The organism is Bacillus mojavensis (assembly GCF_012648005.1).
GTDB classification, from domain to species: Bacteria; Bacillota; Bacilli; order Bacillales; family Bacillaceae; genus Bacillus; species Bacillus mojavensis.
In genome coordinates this window covers 2604406-2622759 of sequence record NZ_CP051464.1, presented here as the reverse complement: position 1 = coordinate 2622759, position 18354 = coordinate 2604406, and the positions used below count along the sequence as shown (strand labels likewise).

Genomic DNA, 18354 nt, shown 5'->3' with positions numbered 1-18354 from the left:
TCTTGTTTTTGTGTACGGGTGTTGATACACTTGAACAAAATAAATGCCTGAAAGGAATATAGGTATGACGCATGACAAGAAAAACGCAAAAATTATTCCTTTTCCTCATCTGAAAGACCGTCTAGTGGAAAAAGGAATGTCCTCGCTGAAGGAGAAAAAGTATCAAGAGGCGCTGGAACTGTTTTCAGAAGCAATGAAATATGATGATACTGAATCAGATCTTCACTTGGGCATGGCCATTTGCTTTTTGGAGCTGGGCGAATTGGAAGAGGCAAAACGTGTATGCGAAAAGATGCTGAAAGAAGGATATGGCCAGTATTTTACAGTTTTACAAGTGTACATGACGATCTTAATACAGCTTAAGAAATACGAAGAAGTAAAACGCACGATTGAAGCCGTCCTTGAGGAAAATCAGCTGCCTGCGGAAAGCGCCGAGCAATTTTATAAACTGCTTGATTTCAGCCGTAAAATGACCGATCCAGAGCGAGAGGACGAGGCTTGGGCAGAAGAGTATGAAGATGTGATCGACACGGAGAAAGTGTTAGCCAGCCCAGAGGAACAAATGAATTTGATCCATTCATTGAAAGACCGCAATGTAGCGAAGTATACGGGGCTGTTAAAAACAATCCTTGAAGATCCCGCTGCCCACCCGATTATCAAGACGATGATCGTGATGTTAATGGCGGAACACGACTACAGCAAACCGGTCCACATTACAAAATTCGGAGAATCTATGACAATCGAGCCGAGCGAGACTGTCCCGCCTGATGCCTCCCCGATTTTGCACCGCGTTCTCAGGGTGCTGGATGAAACGCTTGGGAATGAAAATCCAACCCTGTATGCAGCGGTAGAAGAACTGTGGAGAAGACATTTGTACGTTTTATATCCATTTCAGCCTAAATTGCTGTCCGCTGATCTTTGGGCGGCGGCCCTGCATAAAGTCGGCTATGAAATGCATGGGATTGAGATTGAAAGCGAAGAGCTGCATATGATGTATGAGTTTACCGACAGAGAACTTGATGAAGCGTGCACAATGATTAAAGATATTGAAGAAATTTCTTATTTGTAAATCACGCCATATAGTTGAAAGCGGTATGTGTTATGTTATAATATAATGGTTGTATTTGTGTATAACGGGTTATCAGAAATACGGTTGGACAGGCTTTACAGTTCATTATTAAAATGGATACATAATGATTCTGATCTTTGGCAGCTTCGTTTTTGTTGGACGAAGCCGAATGATTGCTTTAGAATGGAAGACCGACACAACCTGAATAGATTTTTGGAGGGAAACACATGTCTGTAAAATGGGAAAAACAAGAAGGCAACGAAGGCGTTTTAACTGTTGAAGTTGATGCTGAAACATTTAAAACGGCACTTGATGATGCATTTAAAAAAGTAGTTAAGCAAGTTTCAATTCCTGGATTCCGTAAAGGGAAAATTCCTCGCGGTTTATTCGAACAGCGCTTTGGCGTAGAAGCTCTTTACCAAGATGCTTTGGATATTCTTCTTCCTGTAGAATACCCTAAAGCGGTTGAAGAAGCTGGAATCGAGCCTGTAGACCGTCCTGAAATCGATGTTGAAAAAATCGAAAAAGGCGAAAGCTTAATCTTCACTGCAAAAGTAACAGTGAAACCTGAAGTGAAGCTTGGCGAATACAAAGGCTTAGGCATCGAAAAAGACGACACAGCTGTAACGGACGAAGATGTTCAAAACGAACTAAAAGCGCTTCAAGAGCGTCAAGCTGAGCTTGTTGTAAAAGAAGAAGGCGCTGTTGAAGAAGGAAACACTGTTGTTCTTGACTTCGAAGGATTCGTTGACGGCGAAGCATTCGAAGGCGGAAAAGCTGAAAACTATTCACTTGAAGTGGGTTCTGGTTCATTCATTCCTGGCTTCGAAGATCAGTTAGTCGGCCTTGAAGCAGGTGCTGAGAAGGATGTTGAAGTAACATTCCCTGAAGAGTACCACGCTGAAGATCTTGCCGGCAAACCAGCTGTCTTCAAAGTGAAAATTCACGAAATCAAAGCGAAAGAGCTTCCTGAGCTTGACGATGAATTCGCAAAAGATATCGATGAAGAAGTGGAAACACTTGCTGAATTGACTGAAAAAACCAAGAAACGTTTAGAAGAAGCAAAAGAAAACGAAGCTGACGCTAAATTGCGTGAAGAACTTGTTCTGAAAGCTTCTGAAAACGCTGAAATCGATGTTCCTCAAGCGATGATCGATACTGAGCTTGACCGCATGCTGAAAGAATTCGAACAGCGTCTTCAAATGCAAGGCATGAACCTTGAGCTTTACACTCAATTCTCAGGCCAAGATGAAGCTGCGTTAAAAGAGCAAATGAAAGAAGATGCTGCAAAACGCGTTAAATCTAACCTGACTCTTGAGGCAATTGCGAAAGCGGAAAACCTTGAAGTAACAGATGAGGAAGTTGATGCTGAGCTTTCTAAAATGGCTGAAGCATACAACATGCCTGTTGAAAATATCAAACAAGCCATCGGTTCTACTGACGCGATGAAAGAAGATTTAAAAGTTCGCAAAGCAATTGATTTTCTTGTAGAAAACCGTTAATATGGTGCATAATAATAGTAATAATAAAACAGGGCGCGAATCATTCGTGCCTTGTTTTGTACAATTATGATATATCTCTTTTTCTTGGGGCAAGATAGTTAATGCAGAGCTGTTTTTTGTCATACATATAGAATGTGCAAGTCAGAAACACAATGTTACCGTCTTTTTGGAAAGTATGGTAAAATGCAATACATACTCGTTCGTTTCAAGAATCATTTTCTTTTGCTCTGCCGGTAAAAGAAAAAGTGAGACAAGATTAAGGGGTGAAAGAATGTTTAAATTCAACGAGGAAAAAGGACAATTAAAATGCTCGTTCTGTGGAAAAACACAAGATCAGGTTCGTAAGCTTGTAGCTGGACCTGGTGTATATATATGTGACGAATGTATCGAACTCTGCACTGAAATTGTGGAGGAAGAACTCGGAACAGAAGAAGAAGTAGAATTTAAAGATGTACCGAAGCCGCAGGAAATCCGTGAAATTCTGAATGAATATGTCATCGGCCAGGATCAAGCGAAGAAATCACTCGCTGTTGCTGTGTATAACCACTATAAGCGCATTAACTCCAACAGCAAAGTGGACGATGTCGAGCTTTCGAAAAGTAACATTTCATTAATCGGCCCGACAGGAAGCGGTAAAACCCTTCTTGCGCAAACGTTAGCCCGTATTTTAAATGTGCCGTTTGCGATTGCTGACGCTACGTCCCTGACAGAAGCTGGATATGTGGGTGAAGATGTAGAGAATATTCTCTTGAAACTCATCCAAGCTGCTGACTACGACGTGGAAAAAGCGGAAAAAGGCATTATTTATATTGATGAAATCGATAAAGTGGCAAGAAAGTCTGAAAACCCGTCTATCACACGTGATGTGTCAGGTGAAGGTGTGCAGCAGGCATTGCTGAAAATTCTTGAAGGAACTGTGGCGAGTGTGCCACCTCAAGGCGGACGTAAGCACCCTCATCAAGAGTTTATTCAAATTGACACAACAAACATTTTGTTCATTTGCGGCGGTGCCTTCGATGGTATCGAACAAATCATCAAACGCCGTTTAGGACAAAAAGTGATTGGCTTTGGTTCTGATAATAAGGTTGCAGATCTGGAGAAAGAAGACCTTCTTTCAAAAGTGCTTCCAGAAGACTTGCTCCGTTTCGGATTAATTCCGGAGTTCATTGGACGTCTTCCTGTTATTGCAAGCCTTGAAAAGCTTGATGAAGAAGCATTGGTTGCGATCTTAACAAAACCGAAAAACGCTCTTGTGAAGCAGTTTAAGAAAATGCTTGAGCTGGATAATGTTGAGCTTGAGTTTGAAGAAGAAGCGCTGTCTGAAATTGCCAAAAAAGCAATTGAGCGTAAGACTGGAGCACGCGGACTCCGTTCTATCATTGAAGGCATTATGCTTGATGTGATGTTTGACCTGCCTTCCCGTGATGACATTGAAAAATGTGTGATTACTGGAGCGACTGTAACGCATGGAGAGCCGCCTCGCCTTTTGTTAAAGGACGGTACTGAGGTTAGCCAAGATAAAACGTCTGCTTAAAAATGAAAAAGAACCTCCTGAGTGGTAACATTCAGGAGGTTTTTTTGTTGTGTAAACTCTTCCGGAAAACGTTTATTCCCCTCTTCTGTGGGAGATACTAGCAATCAGAGGAATGAATTGGATACATAAATTGTTTTTCAGGAGGGACCACCATGAGTTGGACAGGGATCGCATTATTTATTCAGCTGTTTTTTGGGATCATCATTGGTTTGTATTTTTGGAATTTGCTTAAAAATCAGAGGACACAAAAAGTCACGATAGATAAGGAATCAAAGAAGGAAATGGAGCAGCTTCGCAAAATGAGGGCTATCAGCTTGTCCGAACCGTTATCTGAAAAGGTGCGCCCCAAAAGCTTTCAAGATATCGTCGGCCAGGAAGACGGGATTAAAGCGTTAAAAGCGGCGTTGTGCGGACCGAACCCCCAGCACGTCATTGTCTATGGACCGCCGGGAGTCGGAAAAACAGCTGCTGCACGGCTTGTGTTAGAGGAAGCCAAAAAACATAAGCAATCACCTTTTAAAGAGCAGGCTGTTTTTGTGGAACTCGATGCGACAACGGCTCGATTTGATGAAAGAGGAATTGCGGATCCGCTTATTGGATCTGTACATGATCCGATATACCAAGGGGCCGGAGCGATGGGACAGGCGGGTATTCCGCAGCCGAAGCAGGGGGCTGTCACGCATGCCCACGGCGGTGTATTGTTTATTGATGAAATTGGGGAGCTGCATCCTATTCAAATGAATAAAATGCTGAAGGTGCTTGAGGACCGGAAAGTCTTTTTAGACAGTGCTTATTACAGCGAAGAAAATACACAAATACCGAACCATATTCACGATATTTTTCAAAATGGGCTTCCAGCCGATTTTCGTTTGATCGGTGCGACAACAAGAATGCCAAACGAAATCCCTCCGGCAATCCGATCCCGCTGTCTAGAAGTGTTTTTCCGCGAGCTTGAGAAAGATGAGCTGAAATCAGTTGCCAAAACAGCCGTGGATAAGATTGAAAAGAATATTTCTGAAGAGGGACTTGATTTGCTGACCAGCTATACACGGAACGGCCGGGAAGCAGTCAATATGATTCAAATCGCGGCGGGAATGGCGGTGACCGAGGACCGGAAGGACATCACCATTGAGGATATAGAATGGGTGATTCATTCCAGTCAGCTTACCCCTAAGCACGAGCAGAAAATCGGCTCTGCACCGCAAATCGGCATTGTAAATGGACTCGCAGTGTATGGCCCTAACAGCGGTTCGCTGCTGGAAATCGAAGTGAACGTAACACCGGCTCAGGATAAAGGGTCAATTAACATTACCGGAATAGCAGAAGAAGAAAGCATCGGCAGCCAATCAAAATCAATTCGCCGGAAAAGCATGGCAAAGGGCTCGGTTGAAAATGTGTTAACCGTATTGCGTACAATGGGAATGAAGCCTTCTGACTACGATATCCACATTAATTTTCCGGGCGGCATTCCGATTGACGGGCCGTCAGCAGGTATTGCCATGGCGGCAGGAATTTTTTCAGCCGTTCATAAAATTCCGATTGACAACAAGGTAGCTATGACAGGCGAGATCAGTCTAAACGGACTTGTAAAACCGATTGGAGGCGTGATCCCGAAAATTAAAGCCGCAAAACAGTCAGGTGCCAAAAAAGTCATTATTCCGTATGAAAATCAGCAATCAATTTTAAAACAGATTGAAGGAATTAAAATTGTGGCGGTGAAAACGTTCCAGGAAGTGCTTGATGAAATTTTAGTGAATCCGCCTACTGAACAAAAACCGTTAAACATGCAAATGAATAAAGAATCAGTCTGACCCTATTTTTAAAATAGGGTTTTTTTTATGAAGGACATCTTTTCCTTTTTCAGATGAGAAAGAAAGGGTATACTACGAGGAGACTGTGTTATAGAAAAGCTGAACCATGCCGTTTATTGTACAAGGATGAAAAAGTTGTATTATAATGGTTCATACTAAAGTCACGGAGGTGTCAGTCACATGGCAGAAGAATTAAAACGCAGCATCCCGCTCCTCCCTTTAAGAGGTTTATTAGTGTACCCGACAATGGTTTTGCACTTAGATGTAGGACGTGACAAGTCGGTTCAGGCCCTTGAACAGGCAATGATGCATGATCATATGATATTTTTAGCTACTCAGCAGGATATTTCGATAGACGAACCGGGTGAAGACGAAATTTTTACTGTCGGCACCTATACGAAAATTAAACAAATGCTGAAGCTTCCAAACGGTACAATCCGTGTGCTGGTGGAAGGTATACAGCGCGCCCAGATCATTGATTACAATGAGCATGAGGATTATACGTCGGTAGACATTCAGCTGATCCAAGAAGATGATTCAAAAGATACAGAAGACGAAGCGCTGATGCGGACTTTGTTGGACCACTTTGATCAGTACATAAAAATTTCGAAAAAAATCTCAGCCGAAACGTACGCCGCGGTTACTGATATCGAAGAGCCGGGTAGAATGGCAGACATTGTTGCTTCTCACCTGCCTCTTAAACTAAAGGATAAGCAGGATATTTTAGAAACGGCCGATGTCAAAGACAGACTGAATAAGGTCATTGATTTTATCAACAATGAAAAAGAAGTGCTTGAGATCGAGAAAAAAATCGGCCAGCGTGTCAAACGTTCAATGGAGCGTACGCAAAAGGAATATTATTTGCGCGAACAGATGAAGGCGATCCAAAAAGAGCTAGGCGATAAAGAAGGCAAAACAGGTGAAGTTCAATCGCTGACCGAAAAAATCGAAGAAGCGGGTATGCCTGACCATGTGAAGGAAACGGCTCTTAAGGAATTAAACAGATATGAAAAAATTCCGTCCAGTTCTGCCGAAAGTTCTGTTATCCGCAATTATATTGACTGGCTGGTCGCTCTCCCATGGACGGATGAGACAGAAGATAAGCTTGATTTAAAAGAGGCTGAACATCTTTTGGACAAAGAACATCATGGACTTGAAAAAGTGAAAGAGCGTATTTTAGAGTATTTGGCGGTTCAGAAGCTGACAAAATCCTTAAAAGGCCCGATTCTCTGTTTGGCAGGACCTCCGGGGGTCGGAAAAACGTCCTTAGCCAAATCGATTGCTAAAAGTATGGATCGGAAATTTGTCAGAATTTCACTTGGCGGGGTGCGCGACGAATCAGAAATTCGCGGGCACAGACGGACATATGTCGGGGCAATGCCGGGACGTATTATTCAAGGCATGAAAAAAGCCGGCAAGCTGAATCCGGTATTCTTACTGGATGAAATTGATAAAATGTCTTCTGATTTCAGAGGCGATCCGTCATCCGCAATGCTTGAAGTGCTTGATCCAGAGCAAAACAGCACCTTCAGCGACCACTACATTGAGGAGACCTTTGATCTGTCAAAAGTGCTCTTTATCGCTACGGCTAACAATTTAGCGACAATCCCGGGACCGCTTAGAGACAGAATGGAAATCATTAATATTGCGGGCTACACGGAAGTGGAAAAACTTGAAATTGTAAAAGATCACCTTCTTCCGAAGCAGATCAAGGAGCATGGGCTCAAAAAGAGCAACCTGCAGCTACGTGATCAGGCCATTCTTGATATTATCCGTTATTATACGAGAGAAGCCGGTGTGAGAAATCTCGAGCGCCAGCTTGCTGCCATCTGCCGCAAGGCTGCAAAAGCCATTGTTTCTGAAGATAGAAAACGGATTACAGTTACGGAGAAAAATCTTCATGACTTTATCGGAAAACGAATGTTCAGATATGGACAAGCAGAAACGGAAGATCAGGTGGGCGTAGTCACGGGGCTGGCTTATACAACTGTCGGCGGAGATACGCTGTCGATCGAAGTATCGCTTTCTCCAGGGAAAGGCAAACTGATCCTGACGGGTAAGCTTGGCGATGTCATGAGAGAGTCTGCTCAGGCGGCTTTCAGCTACGTGCGTTCAAAAACAGAAGAACTTGGCATTGAACCTGACTTTCATGAGAAGTATGATATTCATATACATGTTCCTGAGGGTGCGGTGCCTAAAGATGGTCCGTCTGCCGGTATAACAATGGCGACTGCGCTTGTTTCTGCTTTAACAGGACGGGCGGTATCGCGTAAAGTCGGAATGACTGGAGAAATTACACTTCGCGGGCGCGTGCTTCCGATCGGCGGACTGAAAGAAAAAGCACTCGGGGCACATAGAGCGGGATTGACGACGATTATTGCACCAAAAGATAATGAAAAAGATATAGAGGATATTCCAGAAAGCGTCAGAGAGGGGCTCACATTTATATTGGCATCCCACTTAGACGAAGTTCTGGAACATGCCCTAGTAGGAGAGAAGAAATGAAAGTCACAAAGTCAGAAATCGTAATCAGTGCAGTTAAACCTGAACAGTACCCTGAAGGGGGGCTTCCGGAGATTGCATTGGCCGGAAGATCGAACGTAGGAAAGTCATCTTTTATCAATTCATTGATTAATCGTAAAAATCTTGCGAGAACATCATCAAAACCGGGAAAAACACAAACATTAAATTTCTACATTATTAATGACGAATTGCATTTTGTTGATGTACCGGGTTACGGTTTTGCCAAAGTGTCAAAATCCGAGCGTGAAGCTTGGGGCAGAATGATTGAAACCTACATCACGACACGCGAGGAATTGAAAGCAGTTGTGCAGATTGTTGATTTGCGGCATGCACCGTCTAATGATGATGTGCAGATGTATGAATTCTTAAAGTATTACGGCATTCCTGTTATTATTATCGCTACAAAAGCGGACAAGATTCCGAAAGGGAAATGGGACAAACACGCGAAGGTTGTCCGACAGACATTAAATATTGATCCGGAAGACGAGCTGATTCTCTACTCCTCAGAAACGAAAAAGGGGAAAGACGAAGCTTGGGGAGTGATCAAAAAAATGATAAACCGGTAGAGATTGATCTCTGCCGGTTTTTTATTTATCGTATAGATTTTTTTCGTTTTATCAATAATAACAATAAACTGATTACGATAAACACAAACGGCCAATACTCTTTCAGCAGGGCCGTGGGAATATGCGCAGACTCAAGCCAAGCCATAATCTGTTTGAAAAAGTAAAGAAACAGGGAAAAACAAATCATCGAAACAGCTTCATATACATATTCTGTTTTCTGAACGGTTGAAACGAGCAGCGAGAAGCCGACCATGAAGAGAAGCATTTCAAAATCATCCGGCCACCATGTCCACTTTGGCTTAACGAAAAAGTGCAAACCGATTCCGAAGAGAAGCAAGCCGATAAAGAAATGCGGGGAAACTGCTTCTTTTTTTCCTTGGTATATAAAGGCTGCGCCTAACAGCATAAGAAGAACAGGCCATTGATCCTGTCCTGAAAACAGTTCGGCTTGGCCGCTTTCAAGCCATGCGTATACGGAAGCGGCGAGCAGCAGACAAGGAAATAAAATTGATTTTTGTTTCATGCATATCACCTTCTTGTTATCTAGAGCTGATTTTTAGTAAATTTCTGCTGTTTTTGTTATTGTCAATAGGAACATATTTTGTTCGTGAAGCTTTTTCTAATATAGCACAAGATTTTTGAAATCTGTTCACATTTTGCGAAAGAAACTATGTTATAATTATTATAAATAATGAATTCTATGTTAGAATGATTATAAATAAAGTTTGGGTGTTGGGGGTGTAATAAAAGCTATGCATATACTTGTTGTGGGAGTAGATTATAAATCCGCCCCTATTGAGATACGTGAAAAAGTAAGTTTTCAGCCGAATGAGCTTGCAGAAGCGATGGTGCAGCTAAAAGCAGAGAAAAGCATTCTCGAAAATATCATCGTATCAACCTGCAACCGCACCGAAATTTATGCGGTAGTCGACCAGCTCCATACCGGCCGTTATTATATAAAGAAATTTTTAGCTGACTGGTTTCACTTAAGCAAAGAAGACCTGTCTCCGTTTTTAAGATTTTATGAAAGCGATGCGGCTGTTGAGCATTTGTTCCGTGTAGCCTGCGGATTGGATTCTATGGTGATCGGTGAAACGCAAATTCTCGGCCAGGTGCGCGACAGCTTCAAAACAGCTCAGCAAGAAAAAACGATCGGCACGATTTTTAATGAGTTGTTTAAGCAGGCGGTTACAGTGGGTAAACGGACTCACGCCGAAACAGACATTGGCTCTAATGCAGTGTCTGTTAGCTATGCGGCCGTTGAGCTTGCGAAAAAAATCTTCGGAAACCTTTCAAGCAAGCATATATTGATCCTTGGTGCAGGAAAGATGGGCGAGCTTGCAGCCGAAAATCTGCATGGACAGGGAATCGGAAAAGTGACCGTCATTAACAGAACATACTTGAAAGCGAAAGAACTTGCAGACCGTTTCTCCGGTGAAGCGCGAAGCTTAAATCAGCTTGAAAGCGCGCTTGCAGAAGCCGATATTTTAATCAGCTCTACCGGTGCGAGTGATTTTGTTGTGTCTAAAGAAATGATGGAAAACGCGAATAAGCTTCGCAAGGGCCGTCCTTTATTTATGGTGGACATCGCCGTGCCAAGAGACTTGGATCCCGCTTTGAACGATCTAGAAGGCGTCTTCCTTTATGATATAGACGATCTTGAAGGGATCGTAGAAGCGAACCTGAAAGAGCGGAGAGAAACCGCTGAGAAGGTTGAACTGTTAATCGAAGAAACCATTGTTGAATTTAAACAATGGCTGAATACACTTGGTGTAGTGCCTGTGATTTCCGCATTGCGTGAAAAGGCGCTGGCAATCCAGTCTGAAACGATGGACAGCATCGAACGGAAGCTGCCACATTTGACGACAAGAGAGAAAAAACTTTTGAATAAACATACGAAAAGTATCATTAACCAAATGCTGCGCGACCCAATATTAAAGGTGAAAGAACTTGCGGCAGAGGCTGATTCTGAAGAAAAGCTGGCTTTATTTATGCAGATTTTTGATATTGAAGAAGCTGCGGGCCGGCAAATGATCAAAAGCGTTGAAGGCAGCCAAGAGGTCCATTCTTATAAGAAGGCTGAATCAAGAGCGGGGTTTGCCCCACTTGTAAGTGAGTGAAAGCTGAATGATTGATACTGCAATGGCAAGGCTTAATGAAGGGACAATCGTCATTTACGCATTAAGTGTACTCTTTTATTTTATAGATTTTCTTCAACACAACCGGAAGGCTGGGAAAATGGCCTTCTGGTTGCTTTCTATTGTCTGGACTCTGCAAACCGTGTATTTAGCCTATTTTATGTGGGTGACGGGGAGGTTTCCGGTATTAAATGTGACGGAGGCGCTTTATTTTTATGCTTGGGTGCTTGTCACACTGTCACTTGTGCTGACAAAGCTGCTGCGTGTTGATTTTATTGTGTTTTTTACAAATGTAATAGGGTTTGCTATGATCGCCATTCATACATTTTCACCGACGGAGCAGCAGTCAGCGGCTTTTTCGGGTCAGCTCGTATCAGAGCTATTAGTGATTCATATTACAATGGCAATTCTTTCTTATGGCGCTTTTTCCCTTTCCTTTGTATTTTCTGTGCTCTATTTGTTTCAATATCATTTGTTAAAAAAGAAAAAATGGGGAAAGTGGCTGTTGAGAATAGAAGATTTGTCTAAGCTTGATTATATGGCGTACGTACTGAATGTCATTGGCGTCCCGATGCTCTTACTGAGTTTGATTCTCGGCGTCATTTGGGCGTATGTGTCACTTGAAACGCTGTATTGGTTCGACGCCAAAGTGCTTGGTTCGTTTGTCGTCCTGCTTCTGTACAGCTACTATCTCTATATCAGGCTGATTAAAGAGCTTCAGGGGAAGGTCGCCGCACTGTGGAATACGGCTTGTTTTCTCGTGCTGATGATCAATTATTTCCTGCTCGGAAGCCTGTCTCAATTCCATTGGTTCAGTTAAATAATGTGCCCAAGCAGATTCGGGAGGAAAGAAAATATGAGAACGATAAAAGTAGGTTCCAGACGGAGCAAACTCGCTATGACCCAAACAAAATGGGTCATCCGCAAACTGAAGGAAATCAATCCTTCTTTTGCTTTTGACATAAAAGAAATCGTCACAAAGGGAGACCGGATTGTCGATGTTACCCTGTCAAAAGTGGGAGGAAAAGGGCTGTTTGTTAAAGAAATCGAACAAGCGCTTTTAAACGAAGACATTGATATGGCGGTTCACAGCATGAAGGATATGCCTGCCGTTTTGCCTGAAGGCCTTGTGATCGGCTGTATTCCTGAACGGGAAGATCCTCGTGACGCTCTTATTTCAAAGAATCGTGTAAAGCTTTCTGAATTGAAGGAAGGTGCTGTTATCGGCACAAGCAGTTTAAGAAGAAGCGCACAGCTTTTGATTGAGCGCCCTGACATTACAATTAAATGGATTAGAGGTAATATAGATACGAGACTTCAAAAGCTGGAAAACGAAGATTACGATGCAATTATTTTAGCTGCGGCAGGGCTTTCCAGAATGGGCTGGAAGCAGGATGTCGTAACTGAATTTCTTGAGCCTGAGCGCTGTCTTCCAGCTGTTGGCCAGGGCGCTCTTGCAATTGAGTGCCGAGAATCGGATCAAGAGCTTTTAGCGTTATTTTCTCAGTTTACGGATGAGTACACAAAACGGACTGTACTGGCAGAGCGTGCCTACTTAAACGCGATGGAGGGCGGCTGTCAGGTGCCGATCGCCGGCTACTCGGTGATAAACGACCAGGAGGAAATTGAACTGACAGGGCTTGTGGCTTCACCAGATGGAAAAATGACTTTCAAAGAAACCGTCACCGGAAACGACCCGGTGGAAGTCGGTAAGCGCTGTGCGGCTCTCATGACTGATAAAGGCGCTAAAGCTTTAATCGATCGCGTAAAACGGGAGCTTGATGAGGATGGTAAATGATGTTCCTTTGAAAGGAAAAACAGTGCTTGTCACCCGCAATAAGACGCAGGCAAAATCGTTTCAGCAGAAAGTGGAGAAGCTTGGCGGAAAAGCGGTACTGACCTCGTTGATCACGTTTCGCCGAGCTCTGCCGAATGATCTGGCGGAACAGGTGCGAATTGATCTTGCCGTACCTGGCTGGCTTGTGTTTACGAGTGTAAATGGAGCCGATTTCTTTTTTTCTTATCTAAAAGAAAATCAGTTGATTGTTCCCGGTCATAAAAAGATTGCGGCTGTTGGTGAAAAAACCGCACGCCGTTTGGAATCGTATGACGTATCGGTTGATGTAATGCCTCATGACTATATTGCAGAACAACTGGCGGACGCTCTTAAGCAGCATGCCGAACCGTCAGAACGGATTACGGTCATAAAAGGCAATTTATCTCGCGATGTGATAAAAAAAGAGCTTACGCCTCTTGGCTTTGTTGTGAAGGAATGGGTCGTATATGAAACCGTTCCTGATGAAGATGGCATCAAGGAATTAAAAAATGCCGCGAAGCAGCATTCATTTGATTTTGTGACATTTACAAGCTCATCAACCGTACATACATTTATGCATGTTCTTGGAGAAGGATTAAAAAAATGGCAGGCGCACCAAACGGCCTGCATCAGCATCGGACCATTAACGAGGGACGCTCTGCTGTCGTACGGAATCACGTCGTATATGCCTGATACATTTACAATTGACGGTATGCTTGATTTAATGTGCCGCATGTCTAGAAAGGAAGATAGAATATGAGTCAATCATTTAACAGACACCGCCGTTTGCGGTCATCAAAAGCAATGAGAGAGATGGTAAAAGAAACTCGTCTGCATCCATCTGATTTTATTTACCCGATCTTTGTCGTTGAAGGTTTAGAAGGAAAAAAAGCTGTTCCTTCAATGCCTGATGTTTATCATGTATCTTTAGATCTATTAAAGGATGAAGTGGCTGAGCTGGTCAGTCTCGGAATTCAATCCGTCATTGTTTTCGGCATACCTGAAGAAAAAGATGATTGCGGAACGCAAGCTTACCATGATCATGGGATTGTGCAAGAAGCAATTGCGGAAATTAAAAAGCATTTCCCTGAGCTGGTTGTCGTCGCTGATACATGCCTATGTGAATATACAGATCACGGACATTGCGGTCTCGTCAAAGATGGACAGATCTTGAATGATGAATCCTTGGAGCTATTGGCGCAGACAGCTGTCAGCCAAGCAAAAGCCGGAGCGGATATCATTGCGCCTTCTAACATGATGGACGGATTTGTGACGGTTATCAGAGAAGCGTTAGATAAAGAAGGATTCATCAATATTCCGATCATGTCTTACGCTGTGAAATATTCAAGTGAGTTTTACGGTCCGTTCCGTGATGCAGCAAACAGCACGCCTCAATTTGGCGACCGCAAAACGTATCAAATGGATCCTGCCAACCGTCTGGAAGCACTCCGTGAAGCACAATCAGATGTTGAGGAAGGTGCGGACTTCCTGATTGTGAAACCTTCACTTTCTTATATGGATATCATGCGGGATGTAAAAAATGAGTTCACATTGCCGCTTGTGGCTTATAATGTAAGCGGAGAGTACTCTATGGTGAAGGCTGCAGCTCAGAACGGCTGGATCAAGGAAAAAGAGATTGTCTTAGAAATTTTGACAAGTATGAAGCGTGCGGGTGCCGACCTGATTATCACGTATCATGCAAAAGACGCAGCAAAATGGCTTGCGGAGTAACTTATTCAGTTGACAGGAGTTGAGGCAGATGAGAAGCTATGAAAAATCAAAAACAGCTTTTAAAGAAGCGCAAAAACTCATGCCGGGCGGTGTAAACAGCCCCGTTCGCGCCTTTAAATCGGTAGACATGGACCCGATTTTTATGGAGCGCGGAAAAGGCTCTAAAATCTATGATATTGATGGAAATGAGTATATTGATTACGTCTTGTCATGGGGGCCTTTAATTTTAGGACACACAAATGACCGTGTTGTAGAGAGCCTTAAAAAAGTGGCTGAATACGGGACAAGCTTCGGGGCCCCGACTGAGGTGGAAAATGAATTGGCGAAGCTCGTCATTGATCGAGTGCCGTCAATAGAAATTGTACGGATGGTCAGCTCGGGAACCGAGGCGACCATGAGCGCGCTTCGTTTGGCAAGAGGATATACAGGCCGCAATAAGATTTTGAAATTTGAGGGCTGCTACCATGGACACGGAGATTCTCTGCTGATTAAAGCGGGTTCAGGAGTAGCAACACTCGGTCTGCCTGACAGCCCGGGCGTACCTGAAGGCATTGCGAAAAACACCATCACTGTTCCGTACAATGATTTAGAAAGTGTAAAGCTTGCATTCCAACAGTTTGGTGAAGATATTGCAGGCGTCATCGTAGAACCGGTTGCCGGAAACATGGGTGTGGTTCCGCCGCAAGAAGGCTTCCTGCAAGGGCTGCGGGATATTACTGAACAGTACGGCACGCTGCTGATTTTTGATGAAGTCATGACTGGCTTCCGGGTTGATTACAGCTGCGCACAAGGTTATTTCGGTGTAACGCCTGATCTGACTTGCTTAGGAAAAGTGATCGGGGGCGGACTTCCTGTCGGCGCTTATGGCGGTAAAGCTGAAATTATGGAGCAAATTGCTCCAAGCGGTCCGATTTACCAGGCAGGTACGCTGTCAGGCAACCCGCTTGCAATGACGGCTGGACTTGAAACATTAAAGCAGCTCACGCCTGAATCATACAAGACCTTTATGAAAAAAGGCGACAGACTGGAAGAAGGCATTTCAAAAGCGGCAGAGGCGCACGGTATTCCGCATACCTTTAACCGCGCAGGTTCAATGATTGGTTTCTTCTTTACAAATGAACCTGTCATCAATTATGAAACAGCCAAAGCATCAGATTTGAAGCTGTTTGCCAAGTATTATAAAGGAATGGCAAATGAAGGTGTGTTCCTTCCGCCATCTCAATTCGAAGGACTCTTCCTCTCGACGGCGCATACTGATGAGGATATTGAAAAAACAATTCAGGCAGCTGAGAACGTATTCGCTGAGATCAGCCGCGGATAAGTACTATCAAAACCGGTATCAAGGATTTCCTTGTACCGGTTTTTTCTGTGCATTCTCATTCATATTTTCTCCAATTCATACATACACCTTTAGTGACATCTAATTTTAAGGATTAGATGAAAGGAGGATATGAACTTGCCGCAAAATCATCGATTGCAATTTTCTGTAGAAGAAACGATCTGTTTCCAAAAAGGACAGGAAGTTTCTGAACTGCTTTCCATTTCATTAGATCCTGATATTAGGGTTCAGGAAGTGAATGATTACGTTTCAATCAGAGGATCGCTTGAACTTACAGGTGAGTACAACATAGATCAAAGCAAAAATGCTGAGGAGTTTTATACTGATAAGCGGTTTGTCGAGGAGGTCAGAACGAGAGAGGATGGAACAGCGGAACTGACTCATTGTTTCCCTGTCGATATTACCATCCCGAAAAACAAAGTCAGTCATTTACATGAAGTTTTTGTGTTTATTGATGCATTTGACTATCAACTAACAGACTCGCGCATCCTTACGATCCAAGCTGATCTAGCAATAGAAGGCCTTCTTGATGACACAGCGGACAGGGAGCAGGACATTCCTCTCTACGAAGCTCCTAGTGAAGGTTTTTCTGAGCCGCCAGAGTTTCTAGTCTCAGAAGCCGAGCCATTTGCTTTAGAAGCAGAGAACAGCGAAGATAGTAAGACGGAAGCAACGCCAGCCGAGGTGCCAGAGCTTCATGTCTCGGAAGCGGGGTTTCGTGAAGAGCAGAAAAATGAAGAGGAAGAAGCTGAGCAATCAAAGCCATCTGCTTTGGAGGACAGCGAAGAAATAAAAGCGAATGAAGCGCCAGCCGGGGCGCCAGAGCTTCATTTCTCGGAAGCGAGGCTTCGTGAAGAGCAGGAACATGAAGAGGAAGAAGCTGAGCGGTCAGAGCCATTTGCTTTAGAGGCGGACAGCGAAGAAATAAAAGCGAATGAAGCGCCAGCCGGGGCGCCAGAGCTTCATGTCTCGGAAGCGGGGCTTCGTGAAGAGCAGGAACATGAAGAGGAAGAAGCTGAGCGGTCAGAGCCATTTGCTTTGAAGGACAGCGAAGAAATAAAAGCGAATGAAGCGCCAGCCGAGGCGCCAGAGCTTCATTTCTCGGAAGCGAGGCTTCGTGAAGAGCAGGAACATGAAGAGGAAGAAGCTGAGCGGTCAGAGCCATTTGCTTTGAAGGACAGCGAAGAAATAAAAGCGAATGAAGCGCCAGCCGAGGCGCCAGAGCTCCTTGTCTCGAAAGCGGGGCTTCGTGAAGAGCAGGCGAGTCAAGAGAAAGAAACTGTACGATCAGAATCACCTGCTTTAGAACCAGAGGGCAGCGAAGATATAAATGCGGCAGAAGCGAAGCAGCCGGAGCTCATTCTTTCAGAGGCAGGGCTTCGTGAGGAAGTAGAGACAATAGAAGCAGAGTCCCCAAAGGCTGCTTCAGGAAGAGAGATCCGCAAAAAAGCAGAGACGGAAGAAGAGCAGGCTGAACTGTCAGAACCGCTTGTTTTAGAGACGGAAAAATCACCTGCTGCAGAGGCTGAGCGTGGAGAAGAAAAAATAGAACAGCGAGATTCTCCTATTCTTGAGCATGCTCGGCGTCAAGAATCACAAGAAACAGAATCGGAGCTATCGGATCACATCGAGCCTGCACTCCGACAGGATGCAGAACAACTGGAGGAAGTCCGGGAAACGGTACCTGAAAACGTTGTTTCTTTAGAAGAAGAAAGCAGAGAGCAGGAGAAAGTGCCAGCTGCACTTTTAAAGGAAGAAGCAGCAGCTCCAACCCTGCATTTTAATCAAAAGATAAGTGCTGAAGAGGAATCTCAGGAAGAAGAGCTCACTCCGGCCTATCGTACCTTCCTGCCGGAACAAGATTCAGAAGAGCATTCCTTCTATTCAGCACCTAAGCTGCTGGAGGAAGAAGAGCAGAAGGAAGAAAGCTTTGAAATTGAAGTGAGAAAAACACCTTCACCTGAAGAACCTGAGGAAGAGACGTCTTTTCATTCTTACCAGCTGCCTGACACTTCCGACCCTGAAAGGAAGGAAACAGATGCTGTTGCTAGGGATGTTCCTGCTGCTCAAACGAAGGAACTTGAAACAAAGGAAAATCATAATTCTCTTTATTTAACAAAACTCTTTACGAGAGAAGAGGATGAGTTTTCTAGAATGAAAATATGTATTGTTCAGCAGGAAGATACCATTGAACGTTTATGCGAACGGTACGACATTACCTCCCAGCAGCTGATCAGGATGAATTCTTTGGCGCTGGATGATGAATTGAAAGCAGGGCAAATTCTTTATATCCCTCAATACAAAAGCAGCCATGCGTAAGCCGTA

The 18354-nt window shown here is 43.9% G+C and carries 14 protein-coding genes; 13 read left to right on the top strand and 1 reads right to left on the bottom strand.

The genetic code is table 11. The annotated features are described in order from the left end of the window. Positions 1–64: 64 nt before the first annotated feature. The 6 genes from ddcA to yihA all read left to right on the top strand — a co-directional run bounded on the left by ddcA (position 65) and on the right by yihA (position 9005). Positions 65–1069, top strand: a complete 1005-nt coding sequence (gene ddcA / locus HC660_RS13735) for a DNA damage checkpoint antagonist DdcA (protein ID WP_168748381.1) — start codon at positions 65–67, stop codon at positions 1067–1069. A 227-nt stretch (positions 1070–1296) separates the two neighbouring features. Then, complete coding sequence (tig, locus tag HC660_RS13730) at positions 1297–2571, top strand: trigger factor (protein ID WP_010335185.1); 1275 nt, start codon at positions 1297–1299, stop codon at positions 2569–2571. 271 nt (positions 2572–2842) lie between these two features. Next, the gene (gene clpX / locus HC660_RS13725; RefSeq protein ID WP_010335184.1) at positions 2843–4105 is read left to right on the top strand and encodes an ATP-dependent protease ATP-binding subunit ClpX; all 1263 of its coding nucleotides are present in this window, start codon (positions 2843–2845) and stop codon (positions 4103–4105) included. 152 nt (positions 4106–4257) lie between these two features. Further along, positions 4258–5916 (top strand): ATP-dependent protease LonB, encoded by a 1659-nt coding sequence (lonB, locus tag HC660_RS13720; protein WP_010335183.1) that lies wholly within the window; start codon positions 4258–4260, stop codon positions 5914–5916. Between the two features lie 180 nt (positions 5917–6096). After that, a complete protein-coding gene (gene lon / locus HC660_RS13715) occupies positions 6097–8421 on the top strand; it encodes an endopeptidase La (RefSeq protein WP_168748380.1) in 2325 nt (774 codons plus the stop codon). Beyond that, entirely contained in the window at positions 8418–9005 is a 588-nt protein-coding gene (gene yihA, locus HC660_RS13710; RefSeq protein ID WP_010335181.1) for a ribosome biogenesis GTP-binding protein YihA/YsxC, read from the top strand. The genes lon and yihA overlap by 4 nt, the downstream gene beginning before the upstream one ends. Before the next feature lie 25 nt (positions 9006–9030). On the opposite strand, the gene HC660_RS13705 is transcribed toward yihA, so the two are convergent. Beyond that, the gene (locus tag HC660_RS13705) at positions 9031–9528 is read right to left on the bottom strand and encodes a hypothetical protein (RefSeq protein ID WP_168748379.1); all 498 of its coding nucleotides are present in this window, start codon (positions 9526–9528) and stop codon (positions 9031–9033) included. Positions 9529–9757: 229 nt separating this feature from the next. Here HC660_RS13705 and hemA point away from each other — a divergent pair, with 229 nt between their 5' ends. The 7 genes from hemA (at position 9758) to HC660_RS13670 (ending at position 18348) form a co-directional block, all read left to right on the top strand. Beyond that, complete coding sequence (gene hemA / locus HC660_RS13700) at positions 9758–11125, top strand: glutamyl-tRNA reductase (RefSeq protein ID WP_168748378.1); 1368 nt, start codon at positions 9758–9760, stop codon at positions 11123–11125. A gap of 7 nt (positions 11126–11132) precedes the next feature. Continuing rightward, entirely contained in the window at positions 11133–11963 is an 831-nt protein-coding gene (locus HC660_RS13695; protein ID WP_010335178.1) for a cytochrome c biogenesis protein, read from the top strand. Positions 11964–11999: 36 nt separating this feature from the next. After that, positions 12000–12941 (top strand): hydroxymethylbilane synthase, encoded by a 942-nt coding sequence (hemC, locus tag HC660_RS13690; RefSeq protein WP_168748377.1) that lies wholly within the window; start codon positions 12000–12002, stop codon positions 12939–12941. Then, positions 12931–13719, top strand: a complete 789-nt coding sequence (gene hemD / locus HC660_RS13685) for a uroporphyrinogen-III synthase (protein ID WP_168748376.1) — start codon at positions 12931–12933, stop codon at positions 13717–13719. The genes hemC and hemD overlap by 11 nt, the downstream gene beginning before the upstream one ends. Then, positions 13716–14690 carry a porphobilinogen synthase gene (gene hemB / locus HC660_RS13680; RefSeq protein WP_010335175.1) on the top strand — a complete coding sequence of 325 codons (975 nt, stop codon included), beginning with the start codon at positions 13716–13718 and terminating at the stop codon, positions 14688–14690. The genes hemD and hemB overlap by 4 nt, the downstream gene beginning before the upstream one ends. Before the next feature lie 28 nt (positions 14691–14718). Next, positions 14719–16011, top strand: a complete 1293-nt coding sequence (gene hemL, locus HC660_RS13675) for a glutamate-1-semialdehyde 2,1-aminomutase (protein ID WP_168748375.1) — start codon at positions 14719–14721, stop codon at positions 16009–16011. A 135-nt stretch (positions 16012–16146) separates the two neighbouring features. After that, positions 16147–18348, top strand: coding sequence for a LysM peptidoglycan-binding domain-containing protein (locus tag HC660_RS13670; protein ID WP_168748374.1), 2202 nt, complete (start codon positions 16147–16149; stop codon positions 18346–18348). Positions 18349–18354: the final 6 nt, after the last annotated feature.

Excerpts from the sequence above, each read along its gene's own strand:
- ddcA (WP_168748381.1), top strand. The coding sequence starts at position 65 with ATGACGCATGACAAGAAAAACGCAAAAATTATTCCTTTTCCTCATCTG.
- tig (WP_010335185.1), top strand. The coding sequence starts at position 1,297 with ATGTCTGTAAAATGGGAAAAACAAGAAGGCAACGAAGGCGTTTTAACT.
- clpX (WP_010335184.1), top strand. The coding sequence starts at position 2,843 with ATGTTTAAATTCAACGAGGAAAAAGGACAATTAAAATGCTCGTTCTGT.
- lonB (WP_010335183.1), top strand. The coding sequence starts at position 4,258 with ATGAGTTGGACAGGGATCGCATTATTTATTCAGCTGTTTTTTGGGATC.
- lon (WP_168748380.1), top strand. The coding sequence starts at position 6,097 with ATGGCAGAAGAATTAAAACGCAGCATCCCGCTCCTCCCTTTAAGAGGT.
- yihA (WP_010335181.1), top strand. The coding sequence starts at position 8,418 with ATGAAAGTCACAAAGTCAGAAATCGTAATCAGTGCAGTTAAACCTGAA.
- HC660_RS13705 (WP_168748379.1), bottom strand. The coding sequence starts at position 9,528 with ATGAAACAAAAATCAATTTTATTTCCTTGTCTGCTGCTCGCCGCTTCC.
- hemA (WP_168748378.1), top strand. The coding sequence starts at position 9,758 with ATGCATATACTTGTTGTGGGAGTAGATTATAAATCCGCCCCTATTGAG.
- HC660_RS13695 (WP_010335178.1), top strand. The coding sequence starts at position 11,133 with ATGATTGATACTGCAATGGCAAGGCTTAATGAAGGGACAATCGTCATT.
- hemC (WP_168748377.1), top strand. The coding sequence starts at position 12,000 with ATGAGAACGATAAAAGTAGGTTCCAGACGGAGCAAACTCGCTATGACC.
- hemD (WP_168748376.1), top strand. The coding sequence starts at position 12,931 with ATGGTAAATGATGTTCCTTTGAAAGGAAAAACAGTGCTTGTCACCCGC.
- hemB (WP_010335175.1), top strand. The coding sequence starts at position 13,716 with ATGAGTCAATCATTTAACAGACACCGCCGTTTGCGGTCATCAAAAGCA.
- hemL (WP_168748375.1), top strand. The coding sequence starts at position 14,719 with ATGAGAAGCTATGAAAAATCAAAAACAGCTTTTAAAGAAGCGCAAAAA.